21 protein-coding genes and 1 pseudogene are annotated in these 20,044 nt (G+C 70.6%); 7 read left to right on the forward strand and 15 right to left on the reverse strand.

Going from position 1 to position 20,044, the window contains the following annotated elements; translation table 11 throughout:
* Positions 1-263: 263 nt before the first annotated feature.
* From ACWIX7_RS11000 to ACWIX7_RS11015, 4 genes are all read right to left on the reverse strand, one after another.
* Positions 264-1,697: an oligosaccharide flippase family protein gene (locus ACWIX7_RS11000; RefSeq protein ID WP_448621574.1), complete on the reverse strand. Its 1,434-nt coding sequence runs from the start codon at positions 1,695-1,697 to the stop codon at positions 264-266.
* Positions 1,694-2,869 (reverse strand): glycosyltransferase, encoded by a 1,176-nt coding sequence (locus ACWIX7_RS11005; protein WP_448621575.1) that lies wholly within the window; start codon positions 2,867-2,869, stop codon positions 1,694-1,696. The genes ACWIX7_RS11000 and ACWIX7_RS11005 overlap by 4 nt, the downstream gene beginning before the upstream one ends.
* A complete protein-coding gene (locus tag ACWIX7_RS11010) occupies positions 2,860-3,837 on the reverse strand; it encodes a glycosyltransferase family 2 protein (protein WP_448621576.1) in 978 nt (325 codons plus the stop codon). Before ACWIX7_RS11010 ends, ACWIX7_RS11005 begins: the two co-directional genes overlap by 10 nt.
* Positions 3,838-4,763: 926 nt before the next feature.
* On the reverse strand, positions 4,764-5,489 hold the full coding sequence (locus ACWIX7_RS11015; protein WP_448621577.1) for a PP2C family protein-serine/threonine phosphatase: 726 nt from the start codon (positions 5,487-5,489) through the stop codon (positions 4,764-4,766).
* A 141-nt stretch (positions 5,490-5,630) separates the two neighbouring features.
* Between ACWIX7_RS11015 and ACWIX7_RS11020 the strand changes: the two genes are divergently transcribed.
* From ACWIX7_RS11020 to ACWIX7_RS11035, 4 genes are all read left to right on the forward strand, one after another.
* The gene (locus ACWIX7_RS11020; protein ID WP_448621578.1) at positions 5,631-6,251 is read left to right on the forward strand and encodes a glycoside hydrolase family 3 N-terminal domain-containing protein; all 621 of its coding nucleotides are present in this window, start codon (positions 5,631-5,633) and stop codon (positions 6,249-6,251) included.
* Positions 6,248-6,802 carry a glycoside hydrolase family 3 N-terminal domain-containing protein gene (locus tag ACWIX7_RS11025; RefSeq protein ID WP_448621579.1) on the forward strand — a complete coding sequence of 185 codons (555 nt, stop codon included), beginning with the start codon at positions 6,248-6,250 and terminating at the stop codon, positions 6,800-6,802. Before ACWIX7_RS11020 ends, ACWIX7_RS11025 begins: the two co-directional genes overlap by 4 nt.
* 124 nt (positions 6,803-6,926) lie before the next feature.
* The gene (locus ACWIX7_RS11030) at positions 6,927-7,238 is read left to right on the forward strand and encodes a hypothetical protein (RefSeq protein ID WP_448621580.1); all 312 of its coding nucleotides are present in this window, start codon (positions 6,927-6,929) and stop codon (positions 7,236-7,238) included.
* Positions 7,239-7,329: 91 nt separating this feature from the next.
* On the forward strand, positions 7,330-7,569 hold the full coding sequence (locus ACWIX7_RS11035) for a hypothetical protein (protein WP_448621581.1): 240 nt from the start codon (positions 7,330-7,332) through the stop codon (positions 7,567-7,569).
* 26 nt (positions 7,570-7,595) lie between these two features.
* On the opposite strand, the gene ACWIX7_RS11040 is transcribed toward ACWIX7_RS11035, so the two are convergent.
* From ACWIX7_RS11040 to ACWIX7_RS11055, 4 genes are all read right to left on the reverse strand, one after another.
* Positions 7,596-7,784, reverse strand: a complete 189-nt coding sequence (locus tag ACWIX7_RS11040) for a hypothetical protein (protein ID WP_448621582.1) — start codon at positions 7,782-7,784, stop codon at positions 7,596-7,598.
* 235 nt (positions 7,785-8,019) lie between these two features.
* Positions 8,020-8,265: a hypothetical protein gene (locus ACWIX7_RS11045; RefSeq protein WP_448621583.1), complete on the reverse strand. Its 246-nt coding sequence runs from the start codon at positions 8,263-8,265 to the stop codon at positions 8,020-8,022.
* A gap of 5 nt (positions 8,266-8,270) precedes the next feature.
* A complete protein-coding gene (locus ACWIX7_RS11050) occupies positions 8,271-9,275 on the reverse strand; it encodes an LCP family protein (RefSeq protein ID WP_448621584.1) in 1,005 nt (334 codons plus the stop codon).
* 8 nt (positions 9,276-9,283) lie between these two features.
* On the reverse strand, positions 9,284-9,478 hold the full coding sequence (locus ACWIX7_RS11055; RefSeq protein WP_446769769.1) for a hypothetical protein: 195 nt from the start codon (positions 9,476-9,478) through the stop codon (positions 9,284-9,286).
* A gap of 148 nt (positions 9,479-9,626) precedes the next feature.
* Between ACWIX7_RS11055 and ACWIX7_RS11060 the strand changes: the two genes are divergently transcribed.
* Positions 9,627-9,845, forward strand: coding sequence for a hypothetical protein (locus ACWIX7_RS11060; RefSeq protein WP_448621585.1), 219 nt, complete (start codon positions 9,627-9,629; stop codon positions 9,843-9,845).
* A gap of 1 nt (position 9,846) precedes the next feature.
* On the opposite strand, the gene ACWIX7_RS11065 is transcribed toward ACWIX7_RS11060, so the two are convergent.
* Positions 9,847-10,893, reverse strand: coding sequence for an NAD-dependent epimerase/dehydratase family protein (locus ACWIX7_RS11065; RefSeq protein WP_448621586.1), 1,047 nt, complete (start codon positions 10,891-10,893; stop codon positions 9,847-9,849).
* 276 nt (positions 10,894-11,169) lie between these two features.
* On the opposite strand from ACWIX7_RS11065, the gene ACWIX7_RS11070 reads away from it, so the two are divergent.
* Positions 11,170-11,682, forward strand: coding sequence for a hypothetical protein (locus tag ACWIX7_RS11070; RefSeq protein WP_448621587.1), 513 nt, complete (start codon positions 11,170-11,172; stop codon positions 11,680-11,682).
* Positions 11,683-11,717: 35 nt separating this feature from the next.
* On the opposite strand, the gene ACWIX7_RS11075 is transcribed toward ACWIX7_RS11070, so the two are convergent.
* Together ACWIX7_RS11075 and ACWIX7_RS11080 are read right to left on the reverse strand one after the other, a co-directional pair.
* Positions 11,718-11,993 carry a hypothetical protein gene (locus ACWIX7_RS11075; protein WP_448621588.1) on the reverse strand — a complete coding sequence of 92 codons (276 nt, stop codon included), beginning with the start codon at positions 11,991-11,993 and terminating at the stop codon, positions 11,718-11,720.
* Positions 11,994-12,035: 42 nt separating this feature from the next.
* Positions 12,036-12,611: a hypothetical protein gene (locus ACWIX7_RS11080; RefSeq protein ID WP_448621589.1), complete on the reverse strand. Its 576-nt coding sequence runs from the start codon at positions 12,609-12,611 to the stop codon at positions 12,036-12,038.
* 88 nt (positions 12,612-12,699) lie between these two features.
* On the opposite strand from ACWIX7_RS11080, the gene ACWIX7_RS11085 reads away from it, so the two are divergent.
* Positions 12,700-13,248, forward strand: coding sequence for a response regulator transcription factor (locus ACWIX7_RS11085; protein ID WP_448621590.1), 549 nt, complete (start codon positions 12,700-12,702; stop codon positions 13,246-13,248).
* Positions 13,249-13,314: 66 nt separating this feature from the next.
* Here the strand turns inward: ACWIX7_RS11085 and nrfD are convergent, their stop codons facing one another.
* The 4 genes and pseudogenes from nrfD to ACWIX7_RS11105 all read right to left on the reverse strand — a co-directional run bounded on the left by nrfD (position 13,315) and on the right by ACWIX7_RS11105 (position 20,014).
* Positions 13,315-14,373, reverse strand: a complete 1,059-nt coding sequence (gene nrfD, locus ACWIX7_RS11090) for an NrfD/PsrC family molybdoenzyme membrane anchor subunit (RefSeq protein ID WP_448621591.1) — start codon at positions 14,371-14,373, stop codon at positions 13,315-13,317.
* A gap of 73 nt (positions 14,374-14,446) precedes the next feature.
* The gene (locus tag ACWIX7_RS11095; protein WP_448621592.1) at positions 14,447-15,517 is read right to left on the reverse strand and encodes a 4Fe-4S dicluster domain-containing protein; all 1,071 of its coding nucleotides are present in this window, start codon (positions 15,515-15,517) and stop codon (positions 14,447-14,449) included.
* 25 nt (positions 15,518-15,542) lie between these two features.
* Positions 15,543-18,833, reverse strand: a pseudogene (gene fdh / locus ACWIX7_RS11100) (formate dehydrogenase).
* A 311-nt stretch (positions 18,834-19,144) separates the two neighbouring features.
* Positions 19,145-20,014 (reverse strand): type IV toxin-antitoxin system AbiEi family antitoxin, encoded by an 870-nt coding sequence (locus ACWIX7_RS11105; protein WP_448621593.1) that lies wholly within the window; start codon positions 20,012-20,014, stop codon positions 19,145-19,147.
* Between the last annotated feature and the right edge of the window lie 30 nt (positions 20,015-20,044).

Here is a 20,044-nt window from a genome sequence, read left to right on the forward strand (position 1 = left end):
GTCGGCTCGGGACCGCAACTCCAGAAGACGCGTCCATCCCAGATTCCGAGCGGAAGATAGGCTCAGTCTTTCCGGCACATCAACGCCGATGACATGTCGGTTCTCCTGCAGCAGACCCTCAACGCAGCGGTGTGGCACGCCCTGAAAGACACAAACAATTTGTATGCCAGGAACAGACTTCGCGCTGCCGAACAATTGCTGTGCGCTGTGAACTGTGTCCGCGCTGCACGTCGTGAGCAGAAACATCCCGAGTCGGTCTCGGCTCATTGCGTCAACTGCCCTTCTACTTTCACAGAGGACCTTCCGTCACTAAGGAGCGACCTGACCCTCCGGAACACAAGTGGATTGGCGAGGACAAGCGCCAGGCACGCCAAACCGGCTGCAGGAGATAGAAGAGTCAGGGTACACGAGGCCGCTAATCCGCCCGCCAATGCGACGGTACCCCAGTGCAAGGGGCTCAGGTGCGCCCGCCTGCGGACCGGGATCAGGACAAGGTAGCCCACTATAGAAACCACCTCTGCTAATCCGTATGCGATGGGTCCAGCGAAAGGAAGCAGGACGGCCGTGACACCCAGTAGTATGCTGATGACAATAGCGTTCATGAGGACCATAGGCCAGTTTCGTTCGAGAGTATGAAGCGCCGAGGTCGTCAGGTAGTTCAAGATATTGGCGATGCTGCCAACGGCAAGCAGCGGGATTACAGACGCTGCTGCCCCCCACTCCTCTCCAAACGCTATGCGGACGACCGGAGTCGCTAAGGCGGATAGACCTGCACATGGAAGGCCGACCGCAATGAGGGACAGGAAGGTTCCCCCGTCGACCGCAGCTGAAAGGCGGGATGATGAGTGCCGTACACGAGCGAGCGCTGGCATAGCCAAGCGCCAAACGGCCGATCTCAGCACGTTCGCGACTTCTACAAGTCGAATAGCCAGAGCCAATTGTCCAGCAATGGCCGGCCCGGCTATGGGGGTTACGACCGTCACGAGAGCGAGCTGGCGCGCCTGCCATATCCACACGCCCAACGAATATGGCGCCCCATAGGCTAGGAGCCTCTTGAGCTCCTTGAAGGACATGCTTGGGAGAGCCCGCCAGCCAGCTGCGACGAACGTCGCCGTGGCGAGAAAGGTCTGCTGTGCGAAAAACCCGAGCGCAAGAGCGGGAAAGCCGAAACCCGCCAGTGCTAGCGCCAGCGCGCAAGCGTACAGAACCACTTGCCCACTGAGCTCGATCCATGCAACCCGTTTGAAGCGCAGTGATCGCTCGAGACGAGCCAGGGGGCAGGTCGCGACAACGTTAGCCATAGCCCCGAAGAGCATGAGGACGACGGCCCACTGGAATCTGGCATACCCGGTCGGCAGAACTAGCCAGGAGAACATGGACCCTAGCGCCCAGCCCGACAAACCGCTAATAAGGAGGAATCCGAGCGCAACTCGCTCATGGACGAGCGATATCTCCTCGGGTGCCCGACGGATTAAGTAGGCGTCGACGCCGAAGCGCGTTAAGACTTGAAGAAAGACGGCGAGCCCCAGGAGACCCGCGTACACGCCATAGTTTGCAGGGCCGACGATACGAGTCAGCACAACAATCCCGACCGCGGTGATAGCGAGATTAGCGATCATGCGGCCGCTGTAGTAGACGGCTCCTCGTCGGACCGTGGCACGCAGGCCTGCGGCCGGCGGTCGCCTAGAGTCCGTCACGGAATCGCCGCCAGTAAATCCTCGACACGTCGGCGCCAACTGTGCTCGGAGACAACCCAATCTCGGCGTTCGGACGAGCCACTGGTGAGCGTAGTCCTATCCTTAAGTTCAGTCAGGAGCTGCGCCAGGCCCTCGTCGGACGTGGAACTGAACAGGTGAATGCCGGGGACCCGCGCCGCCATTGACCTCGCCTCGGGGTGATCGCTCGCGAGGACGGGTTTGCCCATTGCCAAGTACTCATACGTCTTCAATGGCGAGTGATACATGCCTCCGGCCCGGGTGGGCAGGTGACCTGAATAGCAAACATCGAAGGATTCGATGATGCGCGGCACCTGCTCAAGGGGTAGTCGTCCCGTGACGCTGACGGATGCGCTTCCGAGCCGGTATTGACGCGCGGTCGCCTCAACGGCATTTCGACCTGGTCCGTCTCCAACAATTGTCACATGGAAACGATCGCGTAGATGGCTTGTCGCCCCGATTACGCGAAGCAATCGGGGGAGGTTTTGCCACTCCACCACACTTCCAACGAATCCAATCCGCAGTCGGTCGTCCTTTGGTGTCTGAACTCGCAGGCAATCCGCTGGCGCGAAGAGTTCGGTGTCTACACCATTTGGCAGCACCAGCGTCTTGGCGGCGCCAACCGTGAGCCGATCGATCTCCTCGGCAAGGCGATCCGAGACACAAACTACGAGGTCAGCAGAAGTGTAGGCGGACAGCTCCGAGTGTCGTGCGAGCCGCTGCAACGCGAGCGACTGTCGGTCAAGTGCGGCCTCGCGGTAGAAGATTCCGTTGCTTTCGAGAACCCAGGGAATCCGTCGCCGCGATGCCAAGGGGCGTCCGACAGCCTGGAAAGCGCCGTGCCGTTCGTATACGAGATCAAGTTCGCACGCGCGCATCCGGGCAAGCGCCAACGCCTGCATGGCCCTGTTTCCGAGGACGCGGGTACCGTCGGCAATCAGTCGCTTCGGGAGCGATCCGCGAACCAACGAGTCCGGGGCACTGGCCGCACCTCGCTGCACTAAGTCTCCAGCGATCAGGGGGGTAACCGAGTGGCCCAGGCCTCGAGCTCCGCTAATCCATCCTAATATGTGACTCCGCGGTCCTAGGGTAGCGGACCCCGCCGTGGTAGAGACCCGCAGGGCTCCGCTCAGATAGGCAATACTTAGAGGCATTCCTTATTCTCCTCCACAGCGACGCAGCTCGGGGTTCGGATGGACGCCCGGTCCACGGTGCCGTCTGCGCCATGGTTATTGTCGCGCCGCAGGCCAACTGTCCATGGGCGTAGGCTAAGACGATAGTATGCGACGGCTCCCCGAATCTCCGCGAAGGCTCGGAGGGGGCTTCGTCTCGCAACTTGGGCAGATGTAAGTATGAGCCACTTGATATGGCGCCTGTCCGTCAAAGAGTGCTTCGCATGGAAGCCGCCCCGCGCATAATCGTTCGCCAAGATAGCCCGACGGACCGACGTGGCGTCCTGTCGATCGTGCAGGTGAGCGACCTCTAATGATGGCTCAACGTTGATTGAGTAACCGAGGTCGAGCGCCCGCTGCATATAGTCGACGTCCTCGCATCGCCATCTGCTACCAGCGCCAAAGTCGGTGTCGAATAGACCGACCCGGCGTAGGACTGCAATGCGGAAGGCCATGCAAGCGCCAACGATGTCCCCGGCCAGGACGATTGATTTGGGTCCGAGGACCCGTCTAGCTCGCCGTCGGGGAACAATCTCACGGCGCTCGGGATCTACCATATCACCCGCTAATATGTCGATAGTCCCCCTGAAGAAATCAAGGAGGAGGGATCTCAAGTTCAGGGGCACGAGGCAGTCGTCGTCTGTGAAGAAGACAACTTCTCCAGAGGCTGCCGCCAAGCCGGTGTTGCGGGCAAAACTTAGGCCTGGACGGGATTCAATGAGGGTCACCACGTTGGTACCCGACAAGGCGTCAAGAGACTTGGCTATTACGTCGGGGGTCCGGTCCTGCGAGCCGTTGTCAACAATGACGAGCTCGACGTCCGAGGCAATCAGGTCCGACCGCGCGCAGTGAGCAAGGCACCGTTCTAGAGCGTCAGCGCGGTTTCGCGTGCATATGATGACTGACAGCTTGATTGGCTTCTCGGAGACTCCGGGGCGCATGCGCGTCATCGTATCGGCCGCAGCTTCCCAGTCAGGACGCCCCTCAATGCCGACCGCTTGGGCGTCCTTGGGCTGCGGGTCGGGCTCTTCATGGGAGGACCGTGGTGACCGTGCATCCCGCGCCGCAGGGGATGGGCGGACTCACTGCAGACGCAACTATAAGGTGCGGTCACTCGACATGCCAAGTAGTGTGCGCGGTCTCAGGTGATGCACGACGCCGTGCCCAGGTTCTGATCCTGCCTCTTTGTCAACTTTGGCTTATGCAGCGGCTGGGCAGCGTAGCGGCGTCCTAACGCTTGCTCAGTCGCCAGTGCGCGGTCATATCGCAGAATGGAGGTCATCACATGGCCATGCATGCACGCCCGCGATTGCGTAGCCGGGACTGCGCAGCTCCTGTAGTCGTCGTGGCAGGTCGGCAGGTGATTATGTCCGTTGGAGCTGCGGCGAGTTGGATCGAAGTGCCAGGAGTCGGAGTCATCGGAGGTCTCGGGCGCACCCGCGTCGGGTCGATGATCGACAACTCGGGTTCGGGCATAAGCGAAGGGCGGGATGCCATACCGGCGCCTCTATCGCTTTCTCATGAAGGAAGGCCAAGGGGTGCACACTGGTAGGCATAGCGATATGTATGTAAGCTGTCGGCCGCTCCGGCCCTATGGCACGGTTCGCTTCAAAGTTTGTTACGGTGTGGCGTTAAGCTGTGTCAGCAGGATGAGTTCTGTTACAACGACCGATCAGTCTGGGTGGCGCGTGCCGTTGTCCTCGGGTGTGCGTGGCCGCGCGGTCTGGCCCGATTGGCAGTAGCACAATGATCGGATTGGCCGGTGGCCATTGTATTCCATACTCATAGGGTAGTTGGCTCTGGTCATAGGTTCTCTTCGCGAGCCATGCCATTGAACATGGTGGCGGGCCAGTCCGGACAGCGCGCGTTTACTCGATCAGTTCGTGACGGACACGCCGACCACTGTGACCGTTGCGTTGTCCCGGGCACCGTGCGCATCGGCTGCGGCCGTCAGGGTATCGGCGGCTTGCTGAGGATCGTCTGCAGCTGTCAGCAACTCGGTGATGCGATCATCGCTCAACTCGCCGGTGAACCCGTCCGAGCAGGCTAGGAAGCGCTCGCTGGACACGACGGGCAGCACGACAACGTCGGCATCGGGGCGCGGCCCGACACCGAGGGCACGGGTGATGATGTGCCGTTGTGGGTGCGTGGCAGCGCTTTCGTCAGAGATGTATCCGGCGTCGATGAGCTCCTGCACGACCGAGTGGTCGGTGGTCAGCTGCTCGAGTTGGCCCTCGTACCAGCGGTACACCCGCGAGTCGCCGACGTGGAACACCGCCCACTGCGGCCCGTCGCCCTCGTCGACCAGCGCGACACCGGCGACCGTCGTCCCGGCGCCGGCCTTGTCCGGCCCCTGGAACGCGCGGATCTCGCCGTCCGCCCGCTGCAGCGCCAGCCGGATCGCCTCCACGGTCGTCGTCTCGGACCCCGTCAGCGAGCGCAGCGCCTCGACCACCGCCTCCGCGGCGGCGGCACCGCCGACGTGACCTCCCATGCCGTCGGCGACCGCGAACACCGGCGGAGCGGCCAGGTACCTGTCCTGGTTGTCGTCCCGCTGGCCCACGGCGGTCGCCGCTCCCCACGTCAGCTCGACCGGCGGCATCCACGCTCCACAACACGTATCGACGACAGGACGCCCCGTGGGGAAGACGAGGTGGGCTGAGCGTAGAAGGTCGGCGACACACCGGCAGGTCGCACGTCCCTCTACCCGCCGTCGACCGCACCCGACGGAGAATGGGTCGCGATGTGTTCTTCCCGCCTCGGGGCCGTCGTCGGCTCCCTGCTGTGTCTACTGCCCGCTGCCTGCTCGGAGCCGACCGCCGACACCGGGACGGCGCCCCGCACGTCCAGCTCCGCGCCCTCGTCCACGCCGACCCCGCAGCGGGACCCGGTCGAGGCCGCCCTCGCCGATCTGGACCGCCGTGAGCAGGTCGCCCAGCTGGTCGTCGTCGGGGTCGCGCTCACCGACCTCTCCCCCGCTGACGAGTTCGTCGCAGAGGGCATGGGCGGCGTCTTTCTCCAGGGCCGCAGCACCATCCCCGCCGACGAGCTGGCCACGGAGACCGCGCGGTGGGCGGAGGCGGCCCCGGGGCCGCGCCCGTGGATCGGCGTCGACCAGGAGGGCGGCGCCGTGCAGACGCTCTCCGGCCCGGGCTTCGCCGACCTCCCGTCGGCCGCCCGCCAGGGCCGCATGCCGGCCGAGTCGCTGGCCGCCCTCGCCGACGACATGGGCGCGTCGCTGAGCAGCGCCGGCATCAACCTCAACCTCGCGCCGGTCGTCGACGTCGTCCCCGAGGGCACCGAGGACGCCAACGCGCCCATCGGCGCCTACGACCGCCGTACGGCAGCACCGCGGAGGCCGTGACCGCCGCCGCCGGAACCGTCGCCGACGGCCTGGCCGCGCACGGGGTCACCCCCACGCTCAAGCACTTCCCCGGTCTCGGCCGGGTGCAGGAGAACCCCGACAAGAGCCGGGACGCGACCGACGACGTCATCACCCGCGACGATGAGCAGGTCACCGCCTTCAGCACGCTCGCGACCTCGGACGCCGAACCCTTCGTGATGATGTCGTCGGCCACCTACACGCAGATCGACCCGAGCACCCCGGCCGTCTTCTCCCCCGTCGTCGTCACCGACCTGCTCCGCGAGCAGCTCGGCTTCGACGGGGTGGTCATCTCCGACGACATCGGCGCCGCCCAGGCCGTCCAGGACGTCCCGGTCGAGGAGCGGGCGGTCCGCTACCTCGAGGCCGGCGGCACCCTCATGCTCACCATGGACGCCGACCTGGTGACGGAGATGATCGACGCCATCGTGGCCCGCGCCGAGAGCGACCCCGAGTTCTCCGCCACGGTCGACGCCGCCGTCCGGACCGCGCTCACCGCGAAGGCCCGCACGGGACTGCTTCCGCCCGCGTAGTGCGGTCCCAGCAGTGGCCCTGCGCAGCCCTGTCATGCACCGAGCGGCTGAATCAGCCACACCTTCGCGTGAGCCGATGCTGGGTCGAGCGATTACACGGTGTGAGCCGGTTCACCCTCACGGCATGACGAGGTGGAAGCGGGCCAGGCTCGATGCGCTGCAGCGCTGGGCAGAGATCGAACGATCGGGCTACCTGTCTGCTGTCGTCCAGGACGCCGTGGCCCGGCACGCAGCGGGCGAACGACGAGCGGCCCAGCACGTGGCTCTCAACGTGCTGGAAGACGTGTGGCTGAGCAGCAGCTCCCGGCCGCTGGCCAACCTGGCCTACAGCCGGACGCTCGGCATCTGTCGCCAGGCCATCCATGACGCAGCGGCGACTACACCACCTGCGGTATCCCACGCGCGGCCGGATCGAACGTCCACCAGGACCGGGTGACCCAGACAGGGACACGAGAACCGGGATACCGCCCGCGGCCGCACACCCGGCTGACCAAGCCCCCATGCTCCGCTGACTCTTCACCGTTGTGGTGGCACTGATGCTGTCGGCGGTCGCCCTTCTCTGCGGCCCGGCGGTCCTCCGGCTGGGCGAGGACCACGGAATCCACCGCGACGACGCCTCAGGTCTTCAGCTGGGCGAGCGGCGCTGGTGTCCGAGGTGTGCTGATCCTGAGCGCCGACCCGCGCTCGCGCTCTCCGCCACGGTCGACACCGCCGTCCGGACCGCGCTCACCGCCAAGGCCGACGCCGGGCTGCTGCCAGAGTCCTGAGCGAACGCCTCTGGGGCGGAGGGTCCTCAGCCCCAGCTGCCGACGGCCCGCGCGGCCTCGTTCGGATCGACCCACACGTGGCGGCGGGCGGCGTGCGCTCGGGCGGCCGCCACCCCGGCACGCGGGTCCGGGAGGTACACGGCAGCGATCGCGGTGAAGACCGCCACGAAGACCAGGCCGAGGCCGATCCCCAGCGTGAGGACGAGGTACAGCACGGAGGAGTTCCTTCCGGAGGGTCGAAGGACAGAAGCGCAGGCCCTGCCGCGCGGGCGACTGAGGCCGGGGATGCGCCGATGCACTGGTCGTGGCCGACGGGAGCCTCCAGCCGGCCACAGCGGGATCACACACCGCGACAGTGCGGAATCGACTTCTCACTCAAGGTACCCAGCCGTTCTCCGCCGCGACGGGGAATCAGGCCGACCGTGAGGGGACTCACCGCCCGGTCGTCGCTCAGCCGGCCCGGTCGTCGTCCCCGGGATCGGCACCGAGCAGCACCTGCCGGCGCGCATCGACCACGAGCAGCAGCACGGCCAGCAGCGCGATGCCACCCGCGGCGAGGGCCACCGGCGTCCCCAGTGAGCCGCCGACCCGCCCCCAGAACACCGCCGCCCGCACGTCCAGCACGACGACTCCCAGCAGGACGGCGTACAGCGGCACCGTGAGCCACAGCGGCCGGCGGCCGGGAACGCGGGCCACGGCGGTCAGCCGAACTCGCCCAGGTGGGCGGCGAGGTCGTCCGCCTGCAGGTGACCCCACAGCGCGGCCGCGCGTTGCTCGTCGAGTCGGGTCACCGGCTCGCCCTGTTCCTCCCCCGCCGAACCGACCGGGGCGGGGACGAACTCCGGCTCCCCCACGCCGCGGAACTCCCACGCGGTCGCCACGAGGTCCTCGTCGGCCAGGGAGTCGTCGACCCGCAGGGCACCCGTCACCGAGTCGAGCAACCCGGTGAGCCGGCCCAGGTCGGAGAAGGCCCCCAGCTCGCCGATGCGGCCGAACAGCGCCTGCACCACGCGCTGCTGCCGCTCGGGTGCCCCAGGACGCGTCGCCTCGCTCGCGTCCCGCACGTACGCCACCACCGCGGCGCCGTCCATCCGCTGCGGCCCGGGCGCGAAGCTCCGCCCCCGGTTGCCGTACTCCTCGGGGACGTCGACGGTGATGCCGCCCAGCGCGTCGGTGACGGCCGCGAAGCCCGCGTAGTCCAGCTCGGCGTAGTGGTCGACGCGGACGTCGGTCAGCGTCTCCACCGCGCCCACCACGCCCTGCGGGCCGCCGGTCCCGAAGGCGCCCTCGAGCGTGGTGCTCCGCTCGGCGACCCAGGTGTCCAGCGGGAAGGTGACCACCTGGACGTGCCGGCGGTCGCCGGTCAGCCGCACCAGCAGGGCCGCCTCGGCCCGGGTGCCCCCCGTGGCGACGTCCGCGGGGTCGACGCCCACCACGAGGAACGTGAGGGCCTCCTGCGCCGCCTCGGCGACCTCCGGCCGGTCCTGCTCGTCGGGGAACGGGTCCCCGACCCGGTCGACGTCCTCGGCGACGGTGTCGACCTGCAGGGTGCCCAGCCCGACGGCCAGACCGGCGACGACGACCAGCACGGCGAGCAGGGCCAGCAGGACCGTGCGCGTGCGCGACCGCTGCGCGCGGTGGCGGCCGCCTCCCGCTCGCGGGGTGGCCGGCGCGCCGTCGTCCCTCCCGTCCGGCTCCCCGGTCATCGGGCCGGTCAGGCGACCAGCTCGACGGCGTGCTTGGCGCCGCAGTCCTCGCACAGCTCGTACACGCGCCGGTCGGCGTCGAAGCCCGGGCGCAGGCGGGCCAGGCCGCGTCGCACCAGCTGCGACTCGGTGAGGACCAGCCCCTGGTGTCCGCAGAGGCCGCAGGAGGTGTTGGTGTGCCCGATCGCCCGCCGCTCTCTCACACGGTCAGTGTCTCATCACCGAGCGTCATGGGGTACGACCGGTTCGTCACACGGGCGCGTCGTCCCGGGCACCCGATCGGAGGAGTCCACCGGTCGCCATCCACCGTCACGGGGCGGTCATCGGCCCCCGTGCGGCTACCGTCGAACGGTGCTCCGCTGGCTGTCCGCCCTCGTCGTCGCAGCGATCCTGTCGGTGTTCGCCGTCCTGCTGTTGACCGGGCACTACCTCGCCGACGGGCCCGTCCTCCTGCGTCTCGGTGAAGACCACGGGATCCACGCCGGTGACCTCCTGGTCGTCCTCGGCTGGGCGGTCGCCCTCCTCGCCGTGGGAGGCCTGCTGCGGGCCAGCGGTCGCCGGGACGGCTGAGTCACCCGGCGGCGTCCAGGTCGGGCCAGGACTCCGCCAGCCGGGCGAACCAGGCGACCTCCTCGGCCAGCCCCCGGTCCAGGTCGACCCTCGCCCGGAACCCCAGCAGCTCGCGCGCCCGCTCGGTGCGGCACACCACGTCACCGGCCCGGCGCGCGCCCACGTGCCGCGGCGGCGGGGGCAACTCGCCACGCTGCTCGGCCACGGCCCGCCGCACCCGCTGCGCCAGCGCCACCGTGCGCTCCGCCGTCCCGCTGCCGGCGTTCACCAGCCGGAACCGCTCACCGGCAGGCGACAGCGCGGGCGGCCGCGCCACCGCGCGCAGCACCAGTTCCGCGGCATCCTCCACGTACAGGTAGTCGCGCAGCTCCTGCCCGTCGCCGGTGATCGTCGCCGGGTGCCCGGCCAGCCCGGCCTGGATGAACGTCGGCACCGCCCACGGCATGGTCTCCCCGGGCCCGTAGAGCGTCGTGAAGCGCAGCACCGTGGCCTCCGGACCACCCGCCGCGGCGACCACCCGCAGCTGGTCCTCCAGCGCCAGCCGCGCCGCCGCCGCGGAGTCCTCCGGCGTCGGCCGCATCGACTCGTCCACCGGGGTCGCCGGCGCCCGCCCGTAGACCTCCACCGAGCTGCCCAGGACGACGTGGCCCAGGCCGTCCCCGAGCGCGGCCAGCAGCTCGAGGGTGCCCGCCACGCCCACCGCCACGTGGTGCCGCGCGGTGCCGGTCGCCGTCCGCTCCCCCGGCGGCACGGGCACCGCGTCCAGGTGCACCAGCTGCTCGGTCCCCGCCATCCGGCGCGCGATCCGCCGGGCCGCCTCGGGCCGCCACCACTCCGGTTCCTGGACCAGCTCGACGACGCCCTCGCGGATCGCCCGCCGCACCGGCTCCCGCCACCCCGGGTCGGGCCCGACGACGGCGACGCGGCACCCCGCGCGCAGGAGCCGCGGCACCAGCGCCGCCCCGAGGAAGCCCGTGCCACCGGTGACCAGCACCGGCATGTCGTGCAGCCGACCGTCGTCCACACCGTCCGGGTCGGTTGCCCGCACGCTGCCACCTCCTCGGATCGGCCGTCCGCGCCCGTCGGTCGACGGAGGCTAGGGGCGCCGGCGGTGCCAAGGACCGGTCCGGTCTGCGAGTGGTGGAGTCGCTCCAGCGTGTGCTGACCCGGTGTGTCGTCCCGGGACCCGGCCGTGGCGTCCACCCGGGACGGAGGTCCCGGCCCGGCGCCGGCCCCACCACCGGCCGTCACGGCCCGGACGCCGTACCACCCGTCCGGGTGGGCCCCTCTCCAGCGGAACGGGGGCGGCACCGATCAGAGGCTCATGTCCATCATGCACAACCCGTTCTCGATCTCGCTGCCGACCTCCTCGCTCCTCCCGCCGGAGGACGACGTCACCAGCCTGCTGCCCGGCCCCAACTCGGTCTCGGCCCACACCGCCGAGCGCCTGTCCGCCGTGCCCGCCGTCCCCGGTGCGCTGATCGTCCTGGGCCTGCTCCAGCGCGACGACACGTGGCCGACCCCCGTCAGCAGCCTCGCCGCTGCCACCTCGGTCGTGGCGCGCTCGCTGCGCGGGGACGACTGGCTCGGCCGCTCGGGTCCCCACGAGTTCGCCGTCCTGGTCAGCGGCACCGCCCAGGACGCCGAGGTCGCCGCCACCCGCCTGGCCGCCACCATCACCGAGCTGGGCATCCCCGGCCTGAGCGCCTGCGCCGGCGTCGTCGCGCTCGAGGAGGGCGCCACCGCCGCCGAGACGCTGCGCCGCGCCACCCTGTCCCTGCACACCGCCCGCTCACAGGGCGCCGGCTCCGTCGTCCGCTACCGCGGCACCCGCTGAGCCGACGGGCGTCCCCGACGACGCGGACGCCCGTCTCAGCCCCTCCCCCGGCGCCGCCGGGCCAACTCCCCCGCCAGCCGGGCGGACTCCGCGTCGTCCCCCCGCGCCCGCGCCCGCCGTCGCGCCCGCCACGACCGCGCCCGCCGCGACAGCAGCAGCCACGACACCGCCGCCAGCAGCGCCAGCCCGGTCAGCCAGCCGGCCGGCTCCGGGTTGCCGCCGAACCCGGCCGCCTCCCACACGGTGTACCCGACCACGTAGCCGAGGACGACGACCAGCAGCACCGGCACCGCGAAGACGAAGACCCCCACGCCCCCTCCTTCACCGTCGCCGTCCGCGCCGGACGCACCCGCTCAGCCTCCGCCGAGCCGCGGCTCCTCGCCGGGTGGCCACGTCCACGTGAAGCCCACCGTGACGCCCTCGATCTCGTCCATGAACCGGTGCGCCGAGCACTCGTCGTCCAACGACACCCGCTCGGCCGCCCGCAGCCCGGCGTCGGGGCCGTAGCCGTCCCACAGGGCCCAGTGCAGCTCGGCCGGCAGCCGCCCGGGCGTGAACGCCACCCGCATCTCCAGCCGCTCCACGGGCTGCCGCGCCGCCCGGCGCAGCTGCGGCGGCGGCACCGACTGCCAGTCGAAGACCGTCTCGTACTCCAGCGACGCGGTCTCCCCCAGGCCCAGCGGCCGCGGGAAGCACAGCTCCACCGCCGTGAACCCCTCCACGTCGAGCCGCGGCTCGCTCGCCGTCGCGCCGCGCAGCACCCGCACCGACGCATCGCGCCGGTCGACGCGAAAGGTGTACGAGGCCAGCCCGGGCTGCAGGGCGCGGACCACCTGCACCGTGCGGTGCCGGACCGGCAGGCCGTGCGGGCCGACGACGTGCAACTCGTGCATCGACACCGTGCGGTGCGGCGGTCCTTCCTGGCTCACGCGCGTCGCCTCCGTCGGGCCGGGCGGGACCGACCTGCGGCGCCCCGCTGTCGATGGGAACGTACCCGCAGGTGGGAGGGGGTGCCCGGTGCCAGAGGGGGACGACGAGACCACGCTCCGCGTTGCCGTCGTCGCCGCCGCCCCGCCGGACCGCGCCACGCTGACCGCCGCGCTCGAGGGCGCACCCGGCCTCGAGGTGGTGGCGTGGGCCGACTCCGCCGGGGCGCTGGTCGTCCTCGGGACCCGCGCCGACGTCTGCCTCTGCGACCGCCCCCCGGCCGCCGGGCAGTCCGCACTGCTCGCCGGCCGCGGCTGCCAGGTCGTCGTCCTGGAGCCCGGCGCCGACCCCGTCGACACGCTGCGGCGGGCGCGCGCCGGCCACCGGCCAGGGCCGACGCCGGTCCGGCCGCACCTGGCGCCCCGGCAGCGCGAGGTGCTGCTGGCCTACGTGTCGACCAACGACGTGCAGTCGGCGGTCGCCCGCTCGCTCGGCATGGACACCGAGACGCTGAAGACGCACCTGCGGCGGATCCGCGCCAAGTACGCCGACGCCGGCCGGCCGGCCCCGACCCGCCGCGACCTGTACGTGCGCGCGATCGAGGACGGCCTGCTGCCCCCGCCGTCGTCCTGCCACTGACCGGCTCCGGCGCACATCCGACGCCTTGCCCGCTGCCCGCAGCGGGAGGGCGTCCGGGTCGGCGCGTCAGCGGGTGATCGTCGGGGCGTGCCCGTTCGAGGCGACCTGCTGACCGGCTTCGCGGGCGGCGAGCCGCTCGCGCTGCGGGACGACGGTGTACTTCGGGTCCTTGGCGCTGGCCATGCCGGCCTCGAAGACGCCGAAGCGGGTGAGCAGCGACCCGGCCGCGAGCAGCGCACCCGCGGCGACCGCACCCGCGCGCCGCCGTCCGGCGACCACGGTGAGCGCCGCACCGGCCGCGGTGCAGGACTTGGCCGCCCGCAGCAGCTTGCCCGCCTTGCCCTCGTGGTACGGCTCGCTCACGATGCCGAACTCGGTCTCGACCCGGTGCATCGCGGCCAGCTCGACCACCGCACCGGCCACCGCCATCTTGCGCGACGGCCCGGCCTCCTCGATCGGGCTGATCGCCATCGTCAGGCCCCCGCCGGCAGCCATGCCGGAGGCGCCGAAGACGAACGGCAGCTCCTTGTGCGCGGCGTGCCACGAGGGGACGGCGGTGTTGGCGAACAGCACCCCGGTGTAGGTCGCCAGCGGGCCGCCGAACAGCGCCGCGACCACCCCGCCGAAGCGCTTGAGCCGCGGGAACCAGCCCAGCAGCTCCACCGCCGCCGTCGCCCCGGCCGCCGCGCTGAACGGCGCCAGGATGTAGGAGCCGATCGACAGCGGGGACGTCGGCTTGACCACCCGCAGCATGTGCAGGAACCGCTCGGGCCGGCCCAGGTCGTGGATGAGGAACACGACCGAGGCGATCGCCGCGCCCCCGGAGACGTACCGGGCGTTGCGGGTGAGCGCCGGCCGGTCGGTGAGGTCGGCCATCGCCGCCATGATCGACGACGAGCCGGCCGCACCACCGAGGAAGAGGTACAGCGGCACGTCCGGCGTCTTCCACACCGGCGGCTTGATGATCGGCCGGCCGTAGTACGAGGTGAACTCGGCCTCCTCGACCATCGCCACCTCGCCGCCGGGGCGGCCCCCGCCGCGGCGGCGCCGCTTCTGCCGCTTCTGCGCTGGCGGACCGTCCGCGCGGCGCCAGCCGGCGCCGGGCGTGGTGATGCCCTCGGTCACAGCTCCTCCTCGCCGGCGCTCGTCGCAGCTGTGCCGGACCGTGCTCTGCTCATGGGTGACCTCGCGAGCTCGGTCACCCGGGCCTCCTCGACCCGAGGACGGCGGACAGCGCCACCCCGAGGATCATCACGGCCGCCGCTCCGGCGGACTTCCACATCGCGGGCAGGTCGCGCGTGGTCACCACCGGGTCCGGCGGCAGGCCGTAGACCTCCGGCTCGTCGAGCAGCAGGAAGAACGCGCCCGCGCCGCCGACGCCGTCGTGCTCGTCCCGCCCGTACAGCCGGGCCGTCTCGACGCCCTGCGACTTCAGCGTGGCCAGCCGCGCGTCGGCGCGGGCCTGCAGCTCGTCGAGGTTGCCGAACTGGATGGACTGCGTCGGGCACGCCGTCGCGCACGCCGGCTGCAGGCCGTCGGTCAGCCGGTCGTAGCACATCGTGCACTTGAAGACCCGGCCGTCGCCCTTGCGCTGCTCGATGACGCCGTACGGGCAGGACGGCACGCAGTAGCCGCAGCCGTTGCAGATGTCGCCCTGGACGACGACGGTGCCGAACTCGGTGCGGAACAGCGCGCCCGTTGGGCAGACGTCCAGGCACCCGGCGTGCGTGCAGTGCTTGCACACGTCCGAGCTCATCAGCCAGCGGATCTGCTTGTCCGTGCCCGACTGCCCGGTCTGCGGGTCGAACTCCGACAGGGCCTCGGCGTTGAGCACGCTGGACTGCTGCGCCGTCGCCAGGCTCTCGTCGTTCGGGCCCTCGGTGACCGAGCGGCCGCTGTCCTCGCGGTCGTCCCCGGGCCGGCCGAACGTCGGCATCGGCAGGTCCACGGTGCGGGTCTGCTCGACGAACGCCACGTGCCGCCAGGAGTTGGCGCCCAGCTGCCCGGTGTTGTCGTAGGACATCCCGGACAGCCCGATGACGTCACGCACGCCGTGCGCGTCGTCCATCGGCAGGGTGTTCCACTCCTTGCACGCCACCTCGCAGGCCTTGCAGCCGATGCACACCGAGGTGTCGGTGAAGAAGCCCACCCGCGCCGGGTGGTCGCCGTCGTAACCCGCCTCGGCCTGCACGTCGGGCAGCGGCCCGAACAGCCGGTTGTCGGGGTCACGCCCGGTGAAGGCCGGGCTCGCCGAACTGATCGAGGTCACGCCGGCCTCCTCTCGTCCGTTCCGGTCACAGCGTCGATCCCTCGCCGGCCTCCGCCGCGACCGGATCGCGGCCGTTGACCCCGACCCGCCCGGACGCGACCCCGGCACGCCGCCGGTAGCCCTCCACGAACTCGATGAGCTCTGGGCCGCGCGGGCGCCGTCCCGGCCGGATGTCGGCGGTGCTGACCTTGTCCTCCTGGATGTGCGTGTTCGGGTCGAGCACGATCCCGAGCAGGTCGTTGGCCCCGTCGCCGGTCGAGATGCCGCTGTAGGACCAGTGGTAGGGCATCCCGATCTGGTGCACGACCTGGCCGTCCCGCAGCCGGATCGGCCGGATCCGCTCGGTGACCAGAACCTTCGCCTCGATCGCCGTCCGAGAGCTGACCAGCGTGGCGTACTCGCCGTTGGTCAGGCCGCGCAGCTCGGCGAGCTCCGGGCTGACCTCGACGAAGAACTCCGGCTGCAGCTCGGACAGGTAGGGCAGGAACCGGCTCATCCCGCCGGCGGTGTGGTGCTCGGTCAGCCGGTAGGTGGTCACCTGGAACGGGAAGACCTCGCTGCGCGGCGGGTTCTCCCGGTTCCACGGCCCCTCGATGTGCTCCAGCGTCGGGTTCGCCTGCTGCTTGTACAGGGCGTTCTCGACGACGGACTCGGCCGGCTCGTAGTGCGTCGGCAGCGGGCCGTCGACCAGCCCCGCGGGCGCGAACAACCACGCCTTGCCGTCGCCCTGCATGACGAACGGGTCGGTCCCGGCGATCGCGTCCTGCGCCCTGGCCCCCTCCGGTGGCACGTAGTCCGGCCGCTTGGTCGCCTCGAAGTCCGGGTTGTCGACACCCGTCCAGCGACCGGCCTCCTCGTCCCACCAGACGTAGGCCTTGCGCTCGCTCCACGGCTTGCCGTCCGGGTCGGCCGAGGCGCGGTTGTAGAGGATCCGCCGGTTGTACGGCCAGGCCCAGCCCCACTCGGACGCCACAGACCCCTGTTCGCGGCCGGGCCGGCGGCGGGCGGACTGGTTGACCTCGTCGGCGTAGACGCCGGAGTAGATCCAGCAGCCGCACGTCGTCGAGCCGTCGTCCGCCAGCTCCAGGTAGCCCGACACCGCACGCCCGTCCGGGCCGGTGCCGTTGATCTCCCGCAGGACGGCCTCGGCGCTCGGCTCCACCTCGGGCCCGTGAGTCGGGTAGTCCCAGGTGAGGTCCAGCAGCGGGCGGTCCCGCGGGTCGGTGGAGTCGGCCAGCCGCTCACGCAGGATGCGACCGAGGTGGAAGTAGAACCACAGGTCGCTGCGGGCGTCGTTCGGCGGCTCGACCGCCTTGTGCCGCCACTGCAGCAGCCGCTGCGTCTGGGTGAACGTGCCCTCCTTCTCCGCGTGCGTCGCCGCGGGCATGAAGAAGACCTCGGTGCCGATCGTGTCCGGGGCCAGCTCCCCCGTCTCGATCTCGGGGGACTCCTTCCAGAACGTCGCCGACTCGATCATCTGCAGGTCGCGGACGACGAGCCAGTCGAGGTTGGCCAGCCCGAAGCGGTTCATGCGCCCGTTGGGGTGCCCGACCGTCGGGTTCTCACCGACCAGGAAGTAGCCGGAGACCTTGCCCTTGATCATGTCGGCGATCGTGCGGTAGGAGCTGTGGTCGCCGTCGATCTTCGGGAGGTGGTCGAACGCGAAGTCGTTCTCCGACGTCGCGGCGTCCCCCCACCAGGCCTTGAGGAGGCTGACCATGTAGGCGCGCTTGTTGCCCCAGAAGCCGCCCTTGCCCTCGGCGTCGGCACAGTACTCGTCGAGGTCGCCGTGCTGCAGCGCGTGCGGCATGGGCAGGTAGCCCGGCAGCAGGTTGAACAGCGTCGGGACGTCGGTCGAGCCCTGGATGCTGGCGTGCCCGCGCAGCGCCAGGATGCCGCCACCGGGACGGCCGATGTTGCCCAGCAGCGTCTGCAGGATCGAGCAGGTGCGGATGTACTGCGCGCCGACGCTGTGCTGCGTCCAGCCCACCGAGTACACCCACGCCGTCGTCCGGTCGCGGCCGCTGTTCTCGGTCACCCACCGGGCGACCTGGAGGAAGACCTCCGGCTCGATGCCGCAGACCTCGGCCACCATCTCCGGGGTGTAGCGCGCGAAGTGCCGCTTGAGGACCTGGAACACCGAGCGCGGGTGCTGCAGCGTCTCGTCGCGCTTCGGCTTGGCCGCGATGGGCGGCCCGCCGCTGCCGGCGGACTGGGCGCGGTCGGACTTCTTGACGTCCGGGTGCTGCTCGATCGCCTTCTGCTCCGCGGTCTCGCCGGCGTCCGGCGAGCCCGAGTGCGGCGGCTCCTCCGGCTCGTACTGCCAGCTGGCCTCGTCGTACTGGCTGCGCTGCGGGTCGAAGCCGGAGAACAGCCCGTCGAGGTCCTCGGAGTCGACGAAGTCCTCGCTCACCAGCGCCGAGGCGTTGGTGTAGGCGACGACGTACTCCCTGAAGTACCGCTCGTTGTCGAGCACGTACTTGATCAGGCCGCCGAGGAACGCGATGTCCGTGCCGACCCGCAGCGGCACGTGCAGGTCGGCGATCGCGCTGGTGCGCGTGAACCGCGGGTCGATGTGCACGACCTTCGCGCCGCGCGCCTTGGCCTCGCTCACCCACTGGAAACCCACCGGGTGGCACTCGGCCATGTTGGAACCCTCGATGACGATGCAGTCGGAGTTCGCGAGGTCTTCCTGGAAGTTCGTGGCACCGCCACGGCCGAACGAGGCACCCAGACCGGGCACCGTGGCGGAGTGCTATATGCGCGCCTGGTTCTCGATCTGGATCGCACCCATGGCGCTGTAGAGCTTCTTCATGAGGTAGTTCTCCTCGTTGTCGAGGGTCGCCCCTCCGAGGCTCGCTATCCCCATGGTGCGGTTGACGCGCTTGCCGTCGTTCTCGTCCTGCCAGCCCTTGCGGCGGGCCTCGAGGACACGGTCGGCGATCATGTGCATCGCCGTGTCGAGGTCGAGGTCCTCCCACTCCGTCCCGAACGGACGGCGGTACTTCACCGTCGTCACGCGGGTCGGGCTGGTGACCAGCTGCTTGCTGGCGCTGCCCTTGGGGCACAGCCGGCCGCGGCTGATCGGCGAGTCCGGGTCGCCCTCGATCTGGACGATCTGCTCGTCCTTGACGTAGATCCGCTGGCCGCACCCCACCGCGCAGTACGGGCACACGCTCTGCACGACGCGGTCGGCGGTGGCCGTGCGGCTCACCACGTTCTCCGTCGCCTTGCTGCGTGCGGCCGCCCCGCGTCCGAGGGGGTCCGGCCCGGTCAGCTGCCGGAACACCGGCCACGCATCGAGCCAGGTCTTCACGTGCGCAACTCTGCCACTCCTGCGCCCACTCGGCGCCCCGGGACCTGCGGTCGCCGACGACAACCGTCCGTTGCGGTTCCGCCGTCCGGCCTGCGGTGATCCGCTCGTCCCCCTGCCTCACGCCTCCGCCGTCTGCCCCTCCCGCCGTCTCCCCCCTGCGGTCTCCCCTCCGCTGCCTCCCCCTCTGCGGTGATCATGGGGTCGTTGCACGCTCGACCGGTGCGCCGCCGCGTGTCCCCGGCAACAACCCCATGATCGACTCCGAGGCAGGGGTCGCTGGTGGCAGCGACCGACCCGCTGACGCCTGCGTGTCACGGGCGCCAGCCGCGGCTGAGCAGGGCTCGCCGGGTGCGGTCCACGACGACGACCGGGCTGCCCAGGTGCCGGCCGGCGAAGCGCAGGACCAGCCACCCGTCGGCCGCCATCAGCGAGTAGCGGTCGACGTCCCGCCCGAACTGGTCGCGGTCGGCGTGCTGCCGCCCCTCGTACTCCAGCGCCACCTCCCACTCCGGGTAGCCCAGGTCGGCGTGCGTCACCTCGCGGCCCCACCGGTCGTGCACCGGCACCTGCAGCTGCGGATCGGGCAGGTCGCTGGTCGCCAGCCGGTAGCGGACGAGGCTCTCCGGCCGCGACGCCGCCCGCCCGTCGAGCCGCGGAGCGTACGCACGGGCACGGACGACGCCCCGCACGCGGTCGGCCCGCCCGAGGCGCCGGGCCAACGACGCGGCGTCCATCTCCCCGGAGCGCACGAGCGCGTCACCGACCGCCACCAGCTCCGCGGCGGGCAGCCGGGCGGCGAGGTCGAGGAACGTCTGCGGGCCCGACGTCAGCGGCAGCCCGCCGACCACGACGACGTCCTCCTCGGCGAGGAGCCGTTCGTGGACGGTCAGCCCCGCGCGCCTGGGCAGCTGCCGCCGCGAGGGGACGACGACGTGCACCGTGGGCGGCTCCGCGATCGGCGCCCCGTGCAGCCGGGCCGCCGTCCCCAGGCCGAAGGCGGCGTCGCCCGGGAGCACCAGCCGCCAGGCGCGACACCGGGTGGCGAGGTCCGGCTCGACCGCGGAGGAGAGGTAGAGGCCGCGGCCGATGCGGACGCCGTCCTGGGCGATCTGCCCGCGGGTCGCGCCGCGGGACCGGGCGTCGTCCCAGGTGTAGGCCATGCCGAGGTCGATGTCGCTCATGCCGGCGACCGTCGGGGCCTCGTGGCGAGC

It is taken from the genome of Geodermatophilus sp. URMC 65, from assembly GCF_053502545.1.